Raw genomic sequence first — 18,127 nt, 5'->3', positions numbered from 1 at the left:
TAGCCCAACCTACAATGTCGTTTCTGCGATTTCGCACACCCAATGAATTAATGAAGGAACTGTCATGACCATCCTGATACGCGGCGGCACTGTCGTCAACGCAGACCGCGAATTTAAAGCCGATGTCCTCTGCGACAACGGCAAGATCATCGCCGTAGGCGACAATCTCGACGCACCTGCGGGTGCGGAAATCATCGACGCCGGTGGCCTCTACGTCATGCCTGGCGGCATAGACCCGCACACCCACATGCAATTACCCTTCATGGGCACGGTCACGCAAGATGATTTCTTTACTGGCACGGCTGCTGGCCTGGCCGGCGGCACGACCAGCATCATCGACTTCGTTATCCCCAACCCGCAACAGAGTCTGATGGAAGCCTTCAACGTCTGGCGCGGCTGGGCAGAAAAATCTGCCGGGGATTATTCCTTTCACGTCGCCGTCACCTGGTGGGATGAGACTGTTCATGCCGACATGGGCAAGCTCGTCAATGAACATGGCGTCAACAGCTTCAAGCATTTCATGGCCTACAAGAACGCCATCATGGCTGATGATGAAATTCTTGTAAAAAGCTTTTCCCGCGCACTGGAACTCGGTGCCATACCGACCGTGCATGCAGAAAACGGCGAACTCGTCTATATGTTGCAGCAAGAGCTCATGAAAAAAGGCATGACAGGCCCACAGTCCCACCCCCTGTCACGCCCACCGATGGTAGAAGGCGAAGCCGCTCAGCGTGCGATTGCCATTGCCAATGTGCTTAACACACCGCTGTATATCGTCCATGTATCCTGCCAGGAATCGCTGGATGCCATCACCCGCGCCCGTGCTCACGGACAGCGCGTGTTTGGCGAAGTGCTGGCAGGCCACCTCGTTGTCGATGACAGCGTCTACAAGAACCCTGACTTTGCCCAGTCCGCAGGCCATGTCATGAGCCCACCTTTCCGCAGCAGCCATCATCAAGAGGCTTTGTGGCAAGGTCTGCAAGGCGGCAACCTGCATACCACGGCCACCGACCACTGCACCTTCTGCGCTGCCCAAAAAGCCGCAGGCAAGGATGACTTCACCAAGATACCCAATGGCTGCGGCGGCGTAGAAGAACGCATGATGATCTTGTGGGATGCAGGCGTGAATACAGGCCGCCTGACACCATCAGAGTTTGTCAAAGTCACCTCCGCCAACTGCGCACAGATTTTCAATATCTATCCACGCAAAGGTGTTATTACCGAAGGTGCAGACGCCGACATCGTGCTGTGGGATGTCAATGGCACCAAGACACTGTCAGCCAAAACGCAATTCTCGAAAGGTGATTTTAATATCTTTGAAGGCCGCACTGTCAAAGGCATACCAACCCACACCATCAGCGGAGGCAAGCTGGTGTTTAAAGAAGGTGATTTAAGGGCCGAGATTGGAGCAGGGCGCTATATCAAGCGTCCATCCTTTTCACCCATGTTTCATGCGCTCAACAGAATGCGCGCATAAGAAGGAGTAATAAAAATGTCTACCGCAAATCTACGTATCAATGGCGGCCGCCTCTGGGCCTCATTGATGGAACTCGCACAAATCGGTGCCACACAAAAGGGTGGCGTCAAACGCCTGGCCCTGACTGACCTCGACAAGCAAGGCCGTGACCTCGTGGTCTCCTGGGCCAAAGAGGCTGGCCTCACCGTTACCATAGACCAGATAGGCAATGTCTTCATGCGCAGGGCAGGCAAGAACCCGGCACTGCCACCCATCATGTCCGGCAGCCATATCGACACCCAGCCCACCGGTGGCAAGTTCGACGGCAACTACGGTGTGCTGGCCGCACTCGAAGTCGTACGCACCCTCAATGACCACAATATAGAAACTGAAGCACCAATCGAAGTTGCCTTCTGGACCAATGAAGAAGGCTCACGCTTCGTCCCCGTGATGATGGGCTCGGGCGTGTTCTGCGGCGCATTCTCGCTGGAAACAGCGTACGCCGCCAAAGACACCGAAGGCAAAACCGTAGGCGATGAGCTAGCACGTATAGGCTACAAAGGCACAGAAGTACCAGGCCAGCACCCCATCGGCGCCTACTTCGAAACCCATATAGAACAAGGCCCGGTACTCGAAGATGCCGACAAGGTCATCGGCGTCGTCCCCGGTGTGCTTGGCCTCTCATGGTATGACTGCATCGTCACCGGCATGGAAGCCCACGCTGGCCCCACACCCATGGCCCTGCGCAAAGACGCCCTGCAAGTCTCCACCAAAATCATGCAGGAAGTCGTCAACATCGGCAACCGCTACCCGCCTTATGGCCGTGGCACCGTCGGCATGGTGCAGGTTTTCCCCAACAGCCGCAACGTTATCCCAGGCGAAGTCAAATTCAGCATGGACTTGCGCAACGTGTCAGCAGAATTGCTGGACACCATGCACAATGAAATTCTCGCCTTTGTCGACAAGACCAGCAAGGACAGCGGTCTGAACATCAGCGTAGAACGCGTCTCCTACTACCCCCCATGCCCCTTCCACCCAGACTGCGTCAATGCCGTACGCGAAGCCACAGCCACTCTGGGCTATAGCACCATGGACGTAGTATCAGGTGCCGGCCACGACGCCATCTACACCGCCAGACTGGCCCCGTCAGGTATGATCTTCGTGCCCTGCAAGGATGGTATCAGCCACAATGAAATTGAAGATGCGAAATCAGAACACCTGGAGGCGGGGTGCAATGTGTTGTTGCATGCGATGTTGGGGAGGGCTGGGGTGGTCGGTTAATGATTATTCGCCATTAGCCTGCGTCAATAGCTAAAAGGCCTTGCAGTTGCAAGGCCTTTTAGCATTTCAATATGCCCACTTCAGTCAGAAATTTTACGAAACCCCAACCGTGTCCACGTCACGCCACTAAGCTGATTACCTTCCTGAATAGATCCAGTATGCATATTCAGTATCGTTTTTAAACCCTGAGCGGTAGCTAATTCTATAGTTTCAGCTGCAGAAACCTCAAACATGCGCCGCCCATGTGGGACAGGGCCATGTCTGAGCGACATGATGATCAAGCCAGATTCATTCAATAGCGATGCCAGTCTGGACATTGCTTGTTCCCGCTGCTGTTCATCAAGATGCATCCAGACGGCACTCAGCATGATCAGGTCGAAGCGTTCATTTCTGCTGCATACCATAGACAAGTCAGGCAGGCTGTCATCGAGCCATTCGATATGATGCGAATCATGCACGGCGATACCTGCGGCACGAAATTCATTTGTGGGCTCGACGGCGACTACCCGATGGCCCATGGCTGCCAATGCGGCTGCATCCGTTCCTATACCTGCACCTACATCAAGTAGCTTACATGGCGTTGCAGGTATCAAATGCATGACTGGCGCATGCTGATCTGCAAAAGAAATTGCCTGCCATTTTTCGATCAGGAAGTCAGCGGCTTCTGCATAGCCTTCGGTTCCACTTACATGCGGCCATACCATCATCTAGCGATCGTAGGTCTTGCCACTGGTTGATATGCTGTACAGCCAGGGACTGTAAGGCAGGCGCAAGAGGATTTTGGAATTTTTGATGACTGTTCCCATCATCGTGCCGCGACAAAACAGACTGACACCACCCTGTATTCTTTCGCACATGGCGTCGGGGCTGTCAATGAATGCGGTTTTGTCTATACGCGTGATGATGACCGTCTTACCTTTGGGTAGCAAGCCAATCGGGGGAACGACATAGATGGTGATCTGGGTATAGATAGCTATAATCAGGATAACTACAAGCGCGAGGCTGATTTTGACGCTTTTTTTCATTGTTGCTGTACATTAATTAGTTTGATTGGGCGCGTATGTCGCTAGTAATAAAAATTAATTCCGGGTTACCAAGTTGTGTGTATAAGAGTGCGTCAGTTAAGTATGAATATTTTTCGGTGATTTGTTGTGCCTCTGCTGTCGTACATTTTAGTTGAGTTGACAGTGAATTTAAAAAACGCTCAAACCAATCAGCACGATTACTATTTATATCTACATTGGCATTAAAGTGAATGGTACGGAAGGCTTCACTTTGCATTCCTTCAATATAGCCATTAGAAATAAGAGAAATTAAAATCTCCGTTATATGTGACATCTTAATTAACCCTGCAACAATTTCTCTCCATGTCAAACGATCACGGTATATAAGTGCAGAATGCACAAATGCATCTAATCTATAAACTAGTCTTCCAATAAACATAGCAGCACGCATAGCATCAATTGGAAGGAACGTCCCTAAAACGGTTTTTGCTCCCAATAAAAGCATACTACCTCCCACTGATGTATGAGCGCTATCAATAGGTTCAGTATCGCACGCACTAAGCAGTACAATTGGGGGCATGCGATTTATTTTTTTTCTTAGCTCCCAAAGCTTTATCGGTGAGTCTCCGATAATAAGTGAAGCAATATAATTTTCTGACTCGAAGTGCCCATGACAGTCAAAAATCACAATCTCGCCTTCATAGTTATTAAGAGCGTCTACGAACTCTTGTTCACAAGACACATCTTTAAAAATAATTTGATTTTTTGATTTTTCAGACGATTGATTTGCTATGTCAATTCCGGTTTCTAGGAATTTACTGATTTTATCGTGTGCATCAAAAGATCGAATGACAAGAATTTTCTTGAGTTGAGATGGTGTGATCAGAACTGGATCCAAATTGGTCGCAACTGCGTAGGCCAAACTTGTGGGCACTATCGGAATTCTGCTGCATTCGTACCTTAACATGATAGGTAGCCCCCTTACAGGCAACCATTCTAGCGGTAGATCACTAACAAGTTTTATTCCAACTGAAAAATCACCCAACGCGTTTATTTTTTGTTGAAATGTGCTTTCAATTTCATTCTTAAAAAGAGCTTGAATTTTCTTGAATATTGAGTATCGTTTTTCACGTTTTCTCGGGCCTGGACGTCGACTACATTCTCCAAGATGTATTAATAAACCATGAACAGATGCAATACTCGGATTTAAGCGCAAAACGGGAACAAGGGCTTCAGCGGCGAGGCGCACTAATAAAGTCGTGTACATCAGAAGTTCTTTTTGGCGCAATTGAATTAATGCCATAAGATGAGGACTTTCTGTGACTTTCTGAAATGTTCGGATATCCTCGTACCATAAAAATGTTTTGGGTTTTAATAAAAATTTTAACACGTAACGAGTTGTTTTAATTGAAGCCCCACTACGCGCAAGTCGACCGATAAATTTTGAATTCTTTGCACCTCTGAGAGCTGATGGCAATGTAAGAATCATTGAATTTAAAGGTATTTGTTTTTTTTCTAAGGAGTTCAATAGTTCACTTCGCCGACGATTTACGATATCAAATGATCGCCCAATCCAATTTAAAGCATTTTTTTCTGTACCTGGTGATCCAGATCCTCTAGTTAATAATCCGCCGAAAGCCAAAAGAGCTCGTTCATTTGAACGTGTGAGATTGTGACCTGTAGCAGTTAAATTGATTTTCTTTTTTTGAGAGGTATGCTGATTGAGAAGTGACAAACAAATTTCAACGAATTTTTTCTCATTTGGCTCCACTAGTTGAGTCAATCTGTTCTTAATCAAGGAAATAAAGTCTTTTTGAGTTACAGAATTTATATTTATCTGACCATCGCCTACAACGGTGGATAAATGCAACCAGATATTTTTCGCTTTTGTTAATTCATGCTTTACGAAATCGACTGTATGATGATCACTAAGAACACAGTGAAAAACAAAAGATAATTTATGCGACATTAGTTCTGAGAACGCTGAAAACTCAATAGGCAAAATTCGATGCGATATTAGACCGTAACAACGAAAGAGTGCAATATGACGCCAATCGGAACAAACTTCGCGTATATCGGCTGGGAATTCCGTTGCTTTTTCAAGTAACCTACTTGTATGCGCTAAACCGTCAGTGACGCCAGAAAAAAAAGAGGCGTTTGAAAGATTTTGATCTGGATGAGGTATGAAGTAGACTATCCTAAAAATAGGATCGCAAATGTAAGCATTGCTTAACGATTTATTAAAATTGTCCAATGTGCCAATGACCCTATAAATATAATCCGCAAGAAATCAAAATATTTAGATATATCAAATTTTCTATCCGAATAATTCACTCCTTCGTAGTTTTGTCAATTTTCTAGATGAATAGAGAAGTTCATAACTATGCATGCATTAATTCAATGACATCTAAGGAGCGCGTCACACATACGCATGTATATCAAACTCATCAATCTGCTCAGGATTCATGAACAGCCTTCCGTATTCCAGATACGCCCCTGATTTCAAAAACAGCCCAAACAATTCTGCATCAATATGCTGATCCTTTTTCATGAAACTCATGATCTTGATCGCTTCTGAAAGCGTCTTGCCTTTCTTGTAGGGGCGGTCGGCGGCGGTCAGGGCTTCGAAGATGTCGGCTATTGCCATCATGCGGGCGGGGATGCTCATTTGTTCGGCGGTCAGGCGTTTGGGGTAGCCTGTGCCGTCCATTTTTTCATGATGGCCTCCGGCGATTTCTGGCACCCTGGCGAGGTGGCGTGGGAAGGGGAGTTTTTCCAGCATCATGATGGTCTGTATCATGTGCTCATTGATCTTGTAGCGTTCTTCTTCTGACAGGGTGCCGCGTACCACGGTGAGGTTATACACTTCGCCACGATTGTAAAGATGCTCTGGCACCTTGACCTTGAAGCCCCAAGGGTTGTCGGGCGTGATGGTGTCGCGTGGTGAGCGTGTGAAGATGTGTTCTGGTTTGTCGCTCAGCAGTTGCTCCCGCACTGGCAGTGTGGGTTCTGTTGTGCGGTTCTTGCGTTCTTTTTCATCGTGTGAAATGCCGATGCGGTCTGACAGGGTTCTTAGCCAATGGCGTCCGGCGATGTCTTGTATGCGGGCGATCTTGTCGGGGGCCATGAACTCGCCACCTTCATTGCATTCGGCGATGAAGGCGAAATCCCTATCCAGTTGGGCGATGGTGTCATCCAGTTTTTTCTTGATTTCTGCGGCGTCATTGCCTGCGCTGTCACTGGCTACCGCCTGCCAGTAATCGATTTGTGCATCACGTTTCAAGACTTCAAAGCGCATGCGTATTTCATGGATGCGGTCGTACAGGGTTTCGAGTTTTGTCGCCTTATCGACGATGTATTCTGGCGTGGTGACTTTGCCGCAATCATGCAGCCAGGCGGCGATGCGTAGCTCTTCCCATTCTGCGTCTGTGAGTTGGAAGCCCGCAAACGGGCCTTCGGTTTCCTTGCAGGCGGCCTGGGCCAGCAGTTTGGTCAATACAGGCACGCGCTGGCAGTGGCCGCCGGTATAGGGGCTTTTGGCGTCGATGGCGCTGGCGATCAGTTGTATGAAGGCTTCGAGCAGGGCTTTTTGTTCTTGTATTAGACGCTGGTTTTCTATGGCGATGGCGGCGGCACCTGATACGGCTTCTGCCATGGCTTGCCTGCCGGGGTCGATGGCTGCGTCATCGATCACCAGGGCGATTGCACCCACCAGGGTGCTGTTACGGTCTTTTAAGGGGATGGCGATGAGGGTTGTGGCATGGTCGGTAGCGGGCAGGGCGCCAAAGTAGCGTGCCAGGTCTTCTGCCTGCAACTGGCAGATGTTGCTGCGTGATTCGCAAGCCTGGATAACAGGGTGGCTCTTGTCTGCCATGGGTATGCGTTGCGCTGACACTTCCAGCATCTGGTGATCAACATAGACTTGCACCACCTCCATGACATCATCTTTGGGTTGGTATAGGTAGAGGATGCCGGATTTGGCATCGGTGATTTCTGACATTTCCTTTAATACACGTGCCAGCAATTTGTCGTAGCTCGTTTCTGAAGCTAGGCTGCTGGCAATATCAAGGAACGACCGTATGGTTGCTTTCATGCCCTTCATTGATTGTGCCAGGTCGGCAATTTCCCTGATGCGTGTTTCGATATGGATGCTGCTTTTAAAATCAAAACGGGCGATCTTGCTGGCTTCGTCATTCAACTGTTTCAGCGGTTGTGAAGCCAGACGCGAAAAGTACACCGTGACGGCGATGCCAGCGAGCAGCATCACGCCAAATAGCGTGATGGTTTGCCTGCGCATTTTGATGATGTCTGCCAACAATTCATCGTGCGGGCTGGCAATCAGTATGCTTAAATCGTCGCCACCTGGTATCTGCAAATGGGTCTGGTAGCTGGCCCAGGTCTTGCCATCAACGTCTATGGATTGGCTCAGGGTGTTGCTGGAATACCCGTTTTCCACGACCTTGTCCAGTACCGGGGCGTCCTGGTCTTCGAGGCTGGGCATGCCCTGGGTACCGTCCTTGCGGCTGATGATTCTGGGTTTGTAGGCAGCTTGCTGGCCATTTCTCCAGGCCAGTAACTGGCCTTTGTGGTCTATCAGGGCGATATTGGTGGACAGTGTAATGTCACTGTTTTTGATGGTGTCATGAATAGTCGGCATTTCTATGTCGATGCCCACGACGGCATCGGCATCCACGATTTTTTGTGAATAGGTAATGCCGATTTGCAAGGTTGAAAAGAAATAATAGGGTTCAGATACCTTGGCCTGGCTGGTATTGTGCATCGCCGATTGATACCAGCTGCGCTGGCGCGGGTCAAAATTGCGCAAGGGGATTTGCTGGCGACTGATTTCTGTGAGCCTGTCGTTGAGGTAGACAATATGTTCCTGCAAATGCCCGTCCGCAAAACTGGTGCTTTGTACTATCCAGCTGGTATTGCCTGGTGCCTTGAACACATCCTGGCCACCATTGGATTTGGCATACTGGCGCAATAGGAAAAATTCACCATTGGCAAAACCGACGTACACTGATGTCGCTGATTTAACGCTGACAATGGCTTTGGCCAGGTAGCTGACATGCTTGAGCCTTTCATCAAGCGTGTCGCCAGGGATGGGATGCGATTGCGCCAGTATTTCAGTCTGGTTACGGACGGGCTCATAAATCGCCAGAACATTGCTTTTTACCTGTCTGCCTATGAGTTCATAGCTGCTATTGGTCTGCGCGAGGATGATTTGCCCCATGCGGGTAAATTGCACGGTGCCCATGGCAATGCCAAAGATCAGTATCAGCCCGGTAAAGAAATAAGAGATGTAGATATAGAAACTAACATTTTGCCTGATACGCATGAATCGCCTTTTCTTAAAGGGGCATGACGCTGACGCTGCACAAGGTTTTTGAATGTTTTTTTGAAATGCCTAAAACACAATTTTCATGTTAGCGCTTTATTTTGCATTGCGCAAATAAAAAGCGGTTTCTTGGCAGATTTTGTATGGGAAGGGTTCGCGTTTGCTTGGCTAATCAGACAATGACAGGCAAATCTATATAAAATTTCGCCCCCTGGCCGGGCACAGAATCAAAGCCGATTTCGCCATGCATTCTTTCTACCAGTTCGCGGGTAATCGCCAGGCCCAGGCCGGTGCCGCCATTGAGGCGGGTGTCAGATGAATCTGCCTGGGCGAATTTCTGGAATATGCGGTCACGAAATTCATGTGGTATGCCAGCGCCATGATCCATCACACTGATGCGCACGCGTTGATGGCGGTTTTCAGTACCCGTTTCAGCGCTGATTTCAACGATGCCATTTTCAGGCGAATACTTGATCGCATTCGATAACAGGTTGGACAGTACCTGCATGAACCGCTGGGTATCTACCGACACATTCAGCCTTGGCAAATCAGACGCCAGATGCAGTGAAACCTGGCGTTGTGCGCCAAAAGTCTGGTTGGCTTCTATGGCCTGGGTCAGCAATTCTGCCAACGGGCAAACCTGGAAATGGAAGACCATTTTACCCGCTGACAGCTTTTCCATATCGAGCAAGTCGTTGATGAGGAAGGTCAGGCGCAGGCAATTTTTATTGGCAATGTCCATCATCTGCTTCATGCGCTCAGGAAAGCTGCCCAGCGCGCCGCCAGAAATCAGGCCCAGTGCGCCCGAGATGGAAGTCAGCGGGGTGCGCAATTCATGGCTGACGGTGGAAATAAATTCGTTCTTGATTTTTTCTATGCGTTTGCGTGCGGTGATGTCGCGCATCAGGCCGATATACAGGGGCTTGCCACGGCGTTTGACAGCGGATATCGATAGATCCATGGGGAAGCTGCTGCCGTCCTGACGGCGTGCTTCTACTTCACTGCCTATACCTATGATGTCCTTGATGCCCTGGATGCCGCTTATTTCATTGTCTTCTGCATTGTGATTCGCGTTGTGAAAAGCCGCCGGCATCAGCAGGCGGATATTCTTGCCCAGCAGTTCATCGATTTCATAACCGAAGATATGCGCAGCGGCATTGTTAACGCTGAGGATATTCTCCTCTTCATTGAGGGTGATGATGCCATCAAGGACATTGTCGACGATACTGCTGGTATGGGCTGCGTGGTCGCGCAAGGATTCTTCAGCGGCCTTGCGTTCGCTGATATCCTGAAAGGTGCCGTAGACACGGGTGCAGGCTCCATCGATAAATTGCGGGAAACCGATGACATGCACCCAGCGCTCATTGCCGCGGGCAGTGGTGATGCCCAGTTCGGTATCAAATGACAGACCTTCACGCACAGCGTTGACAAACAACTGGCGTATTTTTTGCTGGTTTTCAGCGCCCTTGTAGAAGGCAATCGCCTGTTCTATGGAATATTCAAAACTATCATCGACCTCATGTATTTGTCGGGTGACTTTACTACAGTGCACGGTCAGCAATTTGACATCCAGTTCCCAGGTGCCTATGCGGGCAGCGGCGTTCGAACGTTCCAGCAATTCATGGGCGTGTTCCAGTTCTGCCTCGGCAGCTTTTTGGGTCGTGATGTCGGCATGGCTGCCAGACATGATCAGCGGCTTGCCTTCAGCGTCCCAACTGACGATGCAGCCGCGGTCATGTATCCATATCCAGTGACCATCCTTGTGACGCATGCGGCTTTTCAGGTCGAAATATTCGACTTCACCACGGAAGTGTTTTTCTACCAGTGCGCTGGTCAGTATCAGGTCTTCCGGGTGGCACAGGTCGAGCCAGGTCTGCACGGTGGTCGGTTGCAGTTCAGCCAGGGTATAGCCCAGCATTTCTGCCCAGCGCTCGTTATAGATGGTTTCGCCAGTTTGTATATTGCATTCCCAGGTGCCGATGTTGGTACCCTTGATGACATTGGCCAACTGGCGCTCAGTTTCGTGCCTTTGCTTTTGCACGCGGGCGGCGCTGATCAACTGGCCCAGGGTGCTGAACAAGGGCCGCAGGAATTCTATCAGTTGATGATCATAACCATCCTTGCGATTGGCAATGCCTACCAGCGCCAGCAATTCATCATCATATTGCACGGGTATCGCCAGAAAACTCTTCAAGGGTGCCTGCCCATCCGGGAAAACATCGCTCAGCGCATGTTCTGGCAAGGATTGCGCTATCACCGGTGTGGCCGTTTGCAGGGCAGTGGCAAACAGGGGTTTTAATTGCAGGAAACTCAGCCCCTTGGTACGCGCCTCCTGTGAAGACGCAAAGCTTAATTGGTCTTTGACATGCCAGGCGACTACAGTGGTTTTCAAGCTGGGGTCGCTATTGGCATTGTTGCTGCCTGCGCTATTTTGCACTTCGCTGATAAAACCATATTCGCTGTTCGTCAGTTTCAGAATGGCGGCTAACAGCGATTCAAAGCCTTTTTCCTGGTCACTTTCCTTGATGAACAGTGCCTGTGCCTTGGCAATGGCGTCGCTGAGTGCACGCTGTTGCTGCAATAGCTTATCCAGTTCCTGACGTTTCAATACACCTGTTACCCAGTCACCCAGTAGTCGCACAAATTCAATTTCCACTTCGGAAAAAGGGAACAGGCGTGTACGTGTGTCAGCAAAATTCAGGGTGCCGTATTGGCGGTCATTCATATACAGGGTCACCGCAACATAGCTGGCAAAGCCCAGTCGCTGGTGGCAGGGGTGATGGCGATATTCGCTTTCTGCCACATTCGAAATATGAAACACCGTATTGTTGGCAAGGGTGAGTGCAGAAAAAGAACTGTCTAAGGGCAGTTGTGCACCTTCGGGAAATGGCGCATTACCAGAATGCAGCAACACCACCTGGCAGATGGCATTTTCCACCCGGGCGATGTAGCCCATGGCCACACCCAGATAGTCACAGGCCATTGCCAAGGTCTGGCGCAACAGGTTTTCAGAATCCTGATACGAAAGCGATGTAATTTCGGTCAACGCCAGCAAGGCATGATGTTGTCTCTGCTGTTCTTCCCTGGAAAATTCACGCTCTACACAATCGGCCAGATCGCGCAAGGCAGCCAGGTCGCTGGCGCTCATTGTACGGGCTTCACTATCGATGATACAGAGAGTGCCTATGCGCTGGCCATTGCGCATTCTTAACGGCGCACCAGCATAAAAACGGATATGCGGGGCTTGGCTTACTAATGGGTTGTCGGCAAAACGTTGGTCTTGCAGGGTATCCGGGATATATAAAATATCAGGCGCCAGTATGGCGTGGCCGCAAAATGAAATATTTCTTCCGGTCTGGCTCACCTCCAGGCCCTGACGTGATTTGAACCATTGGCGATCAGCATCAACCAGCGAGATCAATGCGATCCTGGTTTTAAACATATGAGAAGCCAGCCGCGTCAGGCGGTCAAATCGCTCTTCTGCGGGAGTATCCAGAATGCCACATGCCTGCAAGGTTTGCTGGCGAATGACTTCATCAAAGGGAAATGCGGGCTCTTTCATAAATACTTAATTTGCTGGCAGGTTCGTCAGCCATTTTTGCAGGCCTTCTGCATACAGTGGTTTGCTGACAAAATAGCCTTGCATGGAATCACAACCGAGCAGGCGCAGGGTTTCGCGTTCTGCGGCAGTTTCTATGCCTTCTGCGATGACGCTCAAGCCTAGCCCATGTCCCATTTCTATAATTGCTTTTACCAGCATCTGCGTGCCAGGCAGTGACTCTATATTGGTGACAAAACTGCGGTCTATCTTTAATTCACTGACAGGCAGGCGTTGCAGATAAGACAGGGAAGAATAGCCAGTGCCAAAATCATCAATAGACAGATCCAGACCAATATCGCGCAGACGTTTGAGCAGGGCGATGGTGCTGTCTGGGTCTTCCATGATACCGCTTTCGGTAATTTCCAGTTTCAGCGAAGCGGGTTTGATGGCATATTGCTGCAACAGGGCCGCCACCTGGTCTGGAAAAGTCGGGTCGCGCAAATCATGGGTACTGACATTGACGGCAATGGTTTGTGCCGGGTGATCGTCCTGCCAGTTCTTTAATGTGGCGATCGCCTGTTCCAGCATCCACATGGTGAGCATGCTGATATAACCAGTGCGCTCAGCAAAGGGGATAAACTCTGCCGGCGAAATGAAGCCGCGCGTGGGATGTTGCCAGCGCACCAGCGCTTCAAAGCCGTAAGCTTTGCCGTCTTCGAGATGGGTTTTGGGTTGCAACCACATTTGCAGTTCTGAAGCACGTACGGCTGAACGCAAGTCAGACAGCAGGCTGAGGTGGCTGAGCCGTGAAGCTTCTTGTGCATCGGTATACCAGGCCGAAGCGCTGGCGCTACGTTTGGCTGCATACAGGGCCACTTCGGCATTGCGTATCAGCGTCATCAATGGCAAAGGTGTATCGGTTGTCATTGCCAGGCCCACCACCAGGCTGACATCAACTGAATGCTGACCACATCTGACCGGGTCTGCCATGGATTGACTGATGCGATGAAGCAGGTCTTCCATCTTGCTTTTTGAGCTGTTGAAACAGAGTATGGCGAAAGCACCGCCAGCCAGCCTGGCCAGCCAGGGTTGTTGCCCGTTCTGATCACTGGCAAGCACGGCCTTCAAACGCAGGGCAACATCGGAGATGACGGTGTCGCCAGTGTCAAAACCCAGGGTTTCATTGATGCTTTTCAGGCGCGCCAGATCCATCAGTATCAGGCCCTGGTGCGGTTGGCCCTTGCCCTCATGGGTCTTCAGCAAAAACGTGCGGTTTGGCAAATCGGTCAAGGGGTCGTAATAGGCAAGGTGTTCAACCGCCTGCTCGCGTATGCCGATGGCCGTCGCCATATTGTTGAGTGCTTCACCAACACGCGCAACTTCTTCTGTCTTGCTGGGAATAAAACGGGTCTTGTAATCACCGTTGGCGATTTGCAGGGCACTGGCTTCCAGTCTTGCCAGTGGCCTGACGACACTGCGCGTGGTCAGCCATGCCAGTACGGCTGCCAGCAATACCGCAAATACAGAGAGCACGACAACCATCATGCCGGTGTGTTCAAAATCTTGTTGCGCTTCAGCCTGGTGTAGCTGTATCAGTTTTTGCTCGCGGCTGAGGAAGTTTTTTGATTCCTGTAACAAAGCGGCCAGTGCAGGCTGTACCTGTTTCAGGAAGGTCGATTTTGCTGCGTCCTGGCCTTCGTCTTCCAGTTGGTTGACGGTGGCAATATAATTGGCAAGATAGATGCTGTGTTTTTCTTTCAGCAGTTTCAGCGTTTGCAACTGCTCAGGGTCGCTTAAAGTCGTTTCCAGCGAAGCGATCAGCCTGACGATCTGGCGGTTTTTTTCATCGACTGCGGTGTATTCGGGAACACGTTGCTCGTAAGGAACAGTCAATAGCTGAAGCAGGGCGCGCCCGACGTTCTCGGTGGAAAGACTGAGCTCTTGCACATACAACAGGCTTTGCATTTCATTGCGAGCGAATTTTTCGCTCAGCATGGTCATTTTCTGTATCTGTGAAATTGGTAAAAACAACACAATACTAAACAAGAACAGTAACAAACCATAGCTGAGTGCCAGTCGCACGCCGATGCGACGCAAGCGCAAAAAGTGAATCAGTCTATTGAAGCTATTGCGCATAGTGATGGCGGTCCGGTTTGACGTGGTAGGTATTAACTTCAAGTATACGATGATGCATAGCTTAAGTGGCAACTTAGTGGCTGATAAGCGGCTGATAAGTGGCCGATAAGTGGCCAATAAGTCGCTGCTAAGTAGTTGCTCAATGCTTACTGTATCAACATATCTCAGTTAATGTTAATACACTATTAATTACGAGGACAAGACTATTTGTCTTCTGTTGCCGGGCTAAAACAAAAAGTAAGAAAGTTGTGCGAAAAATCGAACTTTATGGTGCAGCGCACTGAAATGGTCTGAATGTTGATGTGATCAAGGCAGTGCCATAACAGATTTTGAAAGCACTGCGACATCAAGTGGCATTGTCCATCTGCTGGCTGATGAATAATCAGTTTTTCGATATTAAAACCATATTTATGCAAAGTCAAAATGGTGCGGACTTATTAAAATCCTGTTGCTTCTATTGTGGCGCTTGCTAACTGGCATTGCTCTTGCTTAGTGACTGTGCAAATATGTAAAGGAGCGGCCATGAAGAAGTTAAAGCTTGTGATGGTAGGGAATGGTATGGCAGGTGTACGTACCCTGGAAGAGTTGATCAAGATTGCTCCCGACCTGTATGACATTACCGTTTTTGGTGCAGAACCTTACGCCAATTACAACCGCATTCTATTGTCACCGGTGCTGGCGGGTGAACAAACCATCAAGGACATCATGCTCAATGATGTCGACTGGTATGAAGAAAATAATATCACCCTGCATCTCGGTAAAAAAATCACCAAAATTGACCGCTACAGGCGCATCGTAATTGCCGAAGACGGCACAGAGACTGAATATGATCGTCTGTTGCTGGCGACCGGATCCACACCTTTCATGCTGCCGGTTCCCGGCAAAGACCTCAAGGGTGTCATTGCCTACCGTGATATTCATGACACCAATGCCATGATCGCCGCCGCGCAAGAACATACGCATGCCGTTGTCATCGGCGGGGGGCTGCTGGGCCTGGAAGCTGCCAATGGATTGAAAATGCGTGGCATGAGCGTCTCTGTAGTGCATTTGCCGGGCTGGTTGATGGAACGCCAGCTTGACCCTGTCGCGGGCAAGATGCTGCAAAAATCGCTGGAAGACCGTGGCCTGAACTTTTTGCTGGAAAAAAATACCGAAGCCATCATCGGTGATGATGCCGGTCATGTCAAAGCCATACGCTTTACCGACGGACTGGAGATACCGGCACAATTGATTGTCATGGCTGTGGGCATACGCCCGAACACGGCATTGGCAGAGTCTGCTGGTCTGTACTGCAATCGCGGCATTACCGTCAATGACACCATGCAGACTTATGACCCGCGCATTTATTCAGTCGGCGAATGCGTGAACCATCGTGGCACGGTTTATGGCCTGGTTGCTCCTTTGTTTGAAATGGCCAAGGTCTGTGCCAATCATCTGGCCAATTTTGGCATAGGTCGTTACCAGGGCTCAGTCACTTCCACCAAACTCAAAGTGACTGGCATCGATCTGTTTTCTGCCGGTGAATTCATGGGCGGTAAAGATACCGAAGAAATCATTCTGTCCGACCCCATAGGCGGTGTTTACAAGAAGCTGGTGGTGAAAGACGACAAACTCATCGGTGCGTGCCTGTATGGTGACACCGTCGATGGCAGCTGGTATTTCAAACTGCTGCGTGAAGGCAAGAACATTTCTGAAATCCGCGACTCTTTGATGTTTGGTGAATCGAATACCGGTGATGTCGGTCATGAGGGGCATACCAAAGCTGCCGCCATGCCGGATGAAGCCGAAGTCTGCGGCTGTAATGGCGTCTGTAAAGGTACCATCGTCAAGGCCATCAAGGAAAAAGGTCTGTTCACGCTGGACGATGTGCGCAAGCATACCAAGGCATCAGCGTCCTGCGGTTCCTGTACTGGCCTGGTGGAACAGATCATCATGTTTACTGCCGGCGGTGATTATTCCACCGCATCCAAGGTCAAGCCCATGTGTGCTTGTACTGATCATAGCCATCAGCAGGTGCGTGAGGCGATCAAGCTTAATAAATTACTGACTGTGGCAGGCGTGCAGGAATTCATGGAGTGGCGCACCCCGAACGGTTGTTCGAGCTGTCGTCCGGCACTTAATTATTACCTGATCTCGACCTGGCCGCGTGAAGCGAAGGATGATCCGCAATCGCGTTATATCAATGAACGCTCACATGCGAACATCCAGAAAGACGGTACTTATTCTGTCATCCCGCGCATGTGGGGTGGTGAGACAAATTCTTCCGAATTGCGGCGGATTGCTGATGTGGTTGATAAATTCAAGATACCGACCGTCAAAGTAACCGGTGGTCAGCGCATCGATTTGCTGGGTGTGAAAAAAGAAGATTTGCGCGCCGTATGGCAAGACCTGGGTATGCCTTCTGGCCTGGCATATGCCAAAGGTTTGCGTACCGTAAAAACCTGTGTGGGCAGTGAATGGTGTCGTTTCGGAACGCAAAATTCCACTCTCATGGGCCAGCAACTGGAACGTGAGCTGGCACGCATGTATGCGCCGCATAAAGTCAAGCTGGCGGTATCTGGGTGCCCGCGTAATTGTGCCGAAGCAGGTATCAAGGATGTCGGCGTCATCGGTGTTGATTCAGGCTGGGAAATTTATGTCGGTGGTAATGGTGGTATCAAAACCGAAGTGGCACAGTTCTTTGTCAAACTGAAGACGCATGAAGAAGTGATGGAACATGCAGGCGCTTTCCTGCAGCTATACCGCGAAGAAGGCTGGTACCTGGAACGCACCGTGCATTACCTCGCCCGTGTTGGTCTTGACCATGCGAAGAAAATTATCCTGGAAGATCACGAGCGTCGCAAAGACCTGTATCAGCGTCTGCTGTTTGCATTGGAAGGTGAGTCTGATCCTTGGCATGAACCAGAAAAAGCGCAGGTCGATACACGCCAGTTTGAACGCTTGCCAGCATAAACGAAAGGAAAAAGCATGACTCAGCAATGGCAGGTAATTTGCCGTATTGATGATATACCCGTGCTTGGCGCAAGGGTGGTTGCCCGTGCTGCCAAGCCAGATGTGGCAATTTTCAGGAATGGTGAAAACAAGCTGTTTGCCCTGCTCGATAAATGCCCGCACAAAGGTGGGCCTTTATCGCAAGGCATCGTCTTTGGGGAGAAGGTGGCATGCCCTCTGCATAACTGGAATATTGAATTGCCTTCAGGCTGTGCCATTTCACCAGATGAAGGCTGTACCCAGAAATTCAGTTTGAAGGTGGAAGATGAGCAGGTCTATCTTGATGCACATGAATTGCACACCCTGGCAGTAGAGGTATAAAACAATGCGCCGTGTCACATAAGACCCTGGCATATGACGCAGCGTGCACTTAAAGG

General features: G+C 49.8%; 10 protein-coding genes. 4 read left to right on the top strand and 6 right to left on the bottom strand.

The window, feature by feature from the left end:
* The first annotated feature begins 64 nt into the window (after positions 1–64).
* Entirely contained in the window at positions 65–1,477 is a 1,413-nt protein-coding gene (gene hydA, locus ACO0LH_RS15760; RefSeq protein WP_422942066.1) for a dihydropyrimidinase, read from the top strand.
* 15 nt (positions 1,478–1,492) lie between these two features.
* Complete coding sequence (locus ACO0LH_RS15755; protein WP_422942065.1) at positions 1,493–2,737, top strand: Zn-dependent hydrolase; 1,245 nt, start codon at positions 1,493–1,495, stop codon at positions 2,735–2,737.
* An 80-nt stretch (positions 2,738–2,817) separates the two neighbouring features.
* Here ACO0LH_RS15755 and ACO0LH_RS15750 read toward each other — a convergent pair whose 3' ends face one another.
* The 6 genes from ACO0LH_RS15750 to ACO0LH_RS15725 form a co-directional block, all read right to left on the bottom strand.
* Positions 2,818–3,444, bottom strand: a complete 627-nt coding sequence (locus ACO0LH_RS15750) for a class I SAM-dependent methyltransferase (protein ID WP_422942064.1) — start codon at positions 3,442–3,444, stop codon at positions 2,818–2,820.
* A complete protein-coding gene (locus ACO0LH_RS15745) occupies positions 3,445–3,762 on the bottom strand; it encodes a hypothetical protein (RefSeq protein WP_422942063.1) in 318 nt (105 codons plus the stop codon). It lies immediately after the preceding gene.
* A 16-nt stretch (positions 3,763–3,778) separates the two neighbouring features.
* On the bottom strand, positions 3,779–5,995 hold the full coding sequence (locus ACO0LH_RS15740; RefSeq protein WP_422942062.1) for a CHAT domain-containing protein: 2,217 nt from the start codon (positions 5,993–5,995) through the stop codon (positions 3,779–3,781).
* Between the two features lie 165 nt (positions 5,996–6,160).
* Positions 6,161–9,082 (bottom strand): HD domain-containing phosphohydrolase, encoded by a 2,922-nt coding sequence (locus ACO0LH_RS15735; RefSeq protein WP_422942061.1) that lies wholly within the window; start codon positions 9,080–9,082, stop codon positions 6,161–6,163.
* Positions 9,083–9,254: 172 nt separating this feature from the next.
* Positions 9,255–12,644, bottom strand: a complete 3,390-nt coding sequence (locus ACO0LH_RS15730; protein WP_422942060.1) for a PAS domain S-box protein — start codon at positions 12,642–12,644, stop codon at positions 9,255–9,257.
* 6 nt (positions 12,645–12,650) lie between these two features.
* A complete protein-coding gene (locus tag ACO0LH_RS15725; protein WP_422942059.1) occupies positions 12,651–14,759 on the bottom strand; it encodes an EAL domain-containing protein in 2,109 nt (702 codons plus the stop codon).
* Positions 14,760–15,281: 522 nt separating this feature from the next.
* Here ACO0LH_RS15725 and nirB point away from each other — a divergent pair.
* Complete coding sequence (nirB, locus tag ACO0LH_RS15720) at positions 15,282–17,711, top strand: nitrite reductase large subunit NirB (RefSeq protein WP_422942058.1); 2,430 nt, start codon at positions 15,282–15,284, stop codon at positions 17,709–17,711.
* Positions 17,712–17,726: 15 nt separating this feature from the next.
* Positions 17,727–18,071, top strand: a complete 345-nt coding sequence (gene nirD, locus ACO0LH_RS15715; protein ID WP_422942057.1) for a nitrite reductase small subunit NirD — start codon at positions 17,727–17,729, stop codon at positions 18,069–18,071.
* Positions 18,072–18,127 lie beyond the last annotated feature (56 nt).

The sequence above is a fragment of the Undibacterium sp. TJN19 genome (assembly GCF_049339485.1).
In the GTDB taxonomy this organism is placed as follows: Bacteria; Pseudomonadota; Gammaproteobacteria; order Burkholderiales; family Burkholderiaceae_D; genus Undibacterium.
The sequence above is the reverse complement of the archived record's forward strand: the minus strand, read 5'-3'. Positions and strand labels throughout refer to the sequence as shown.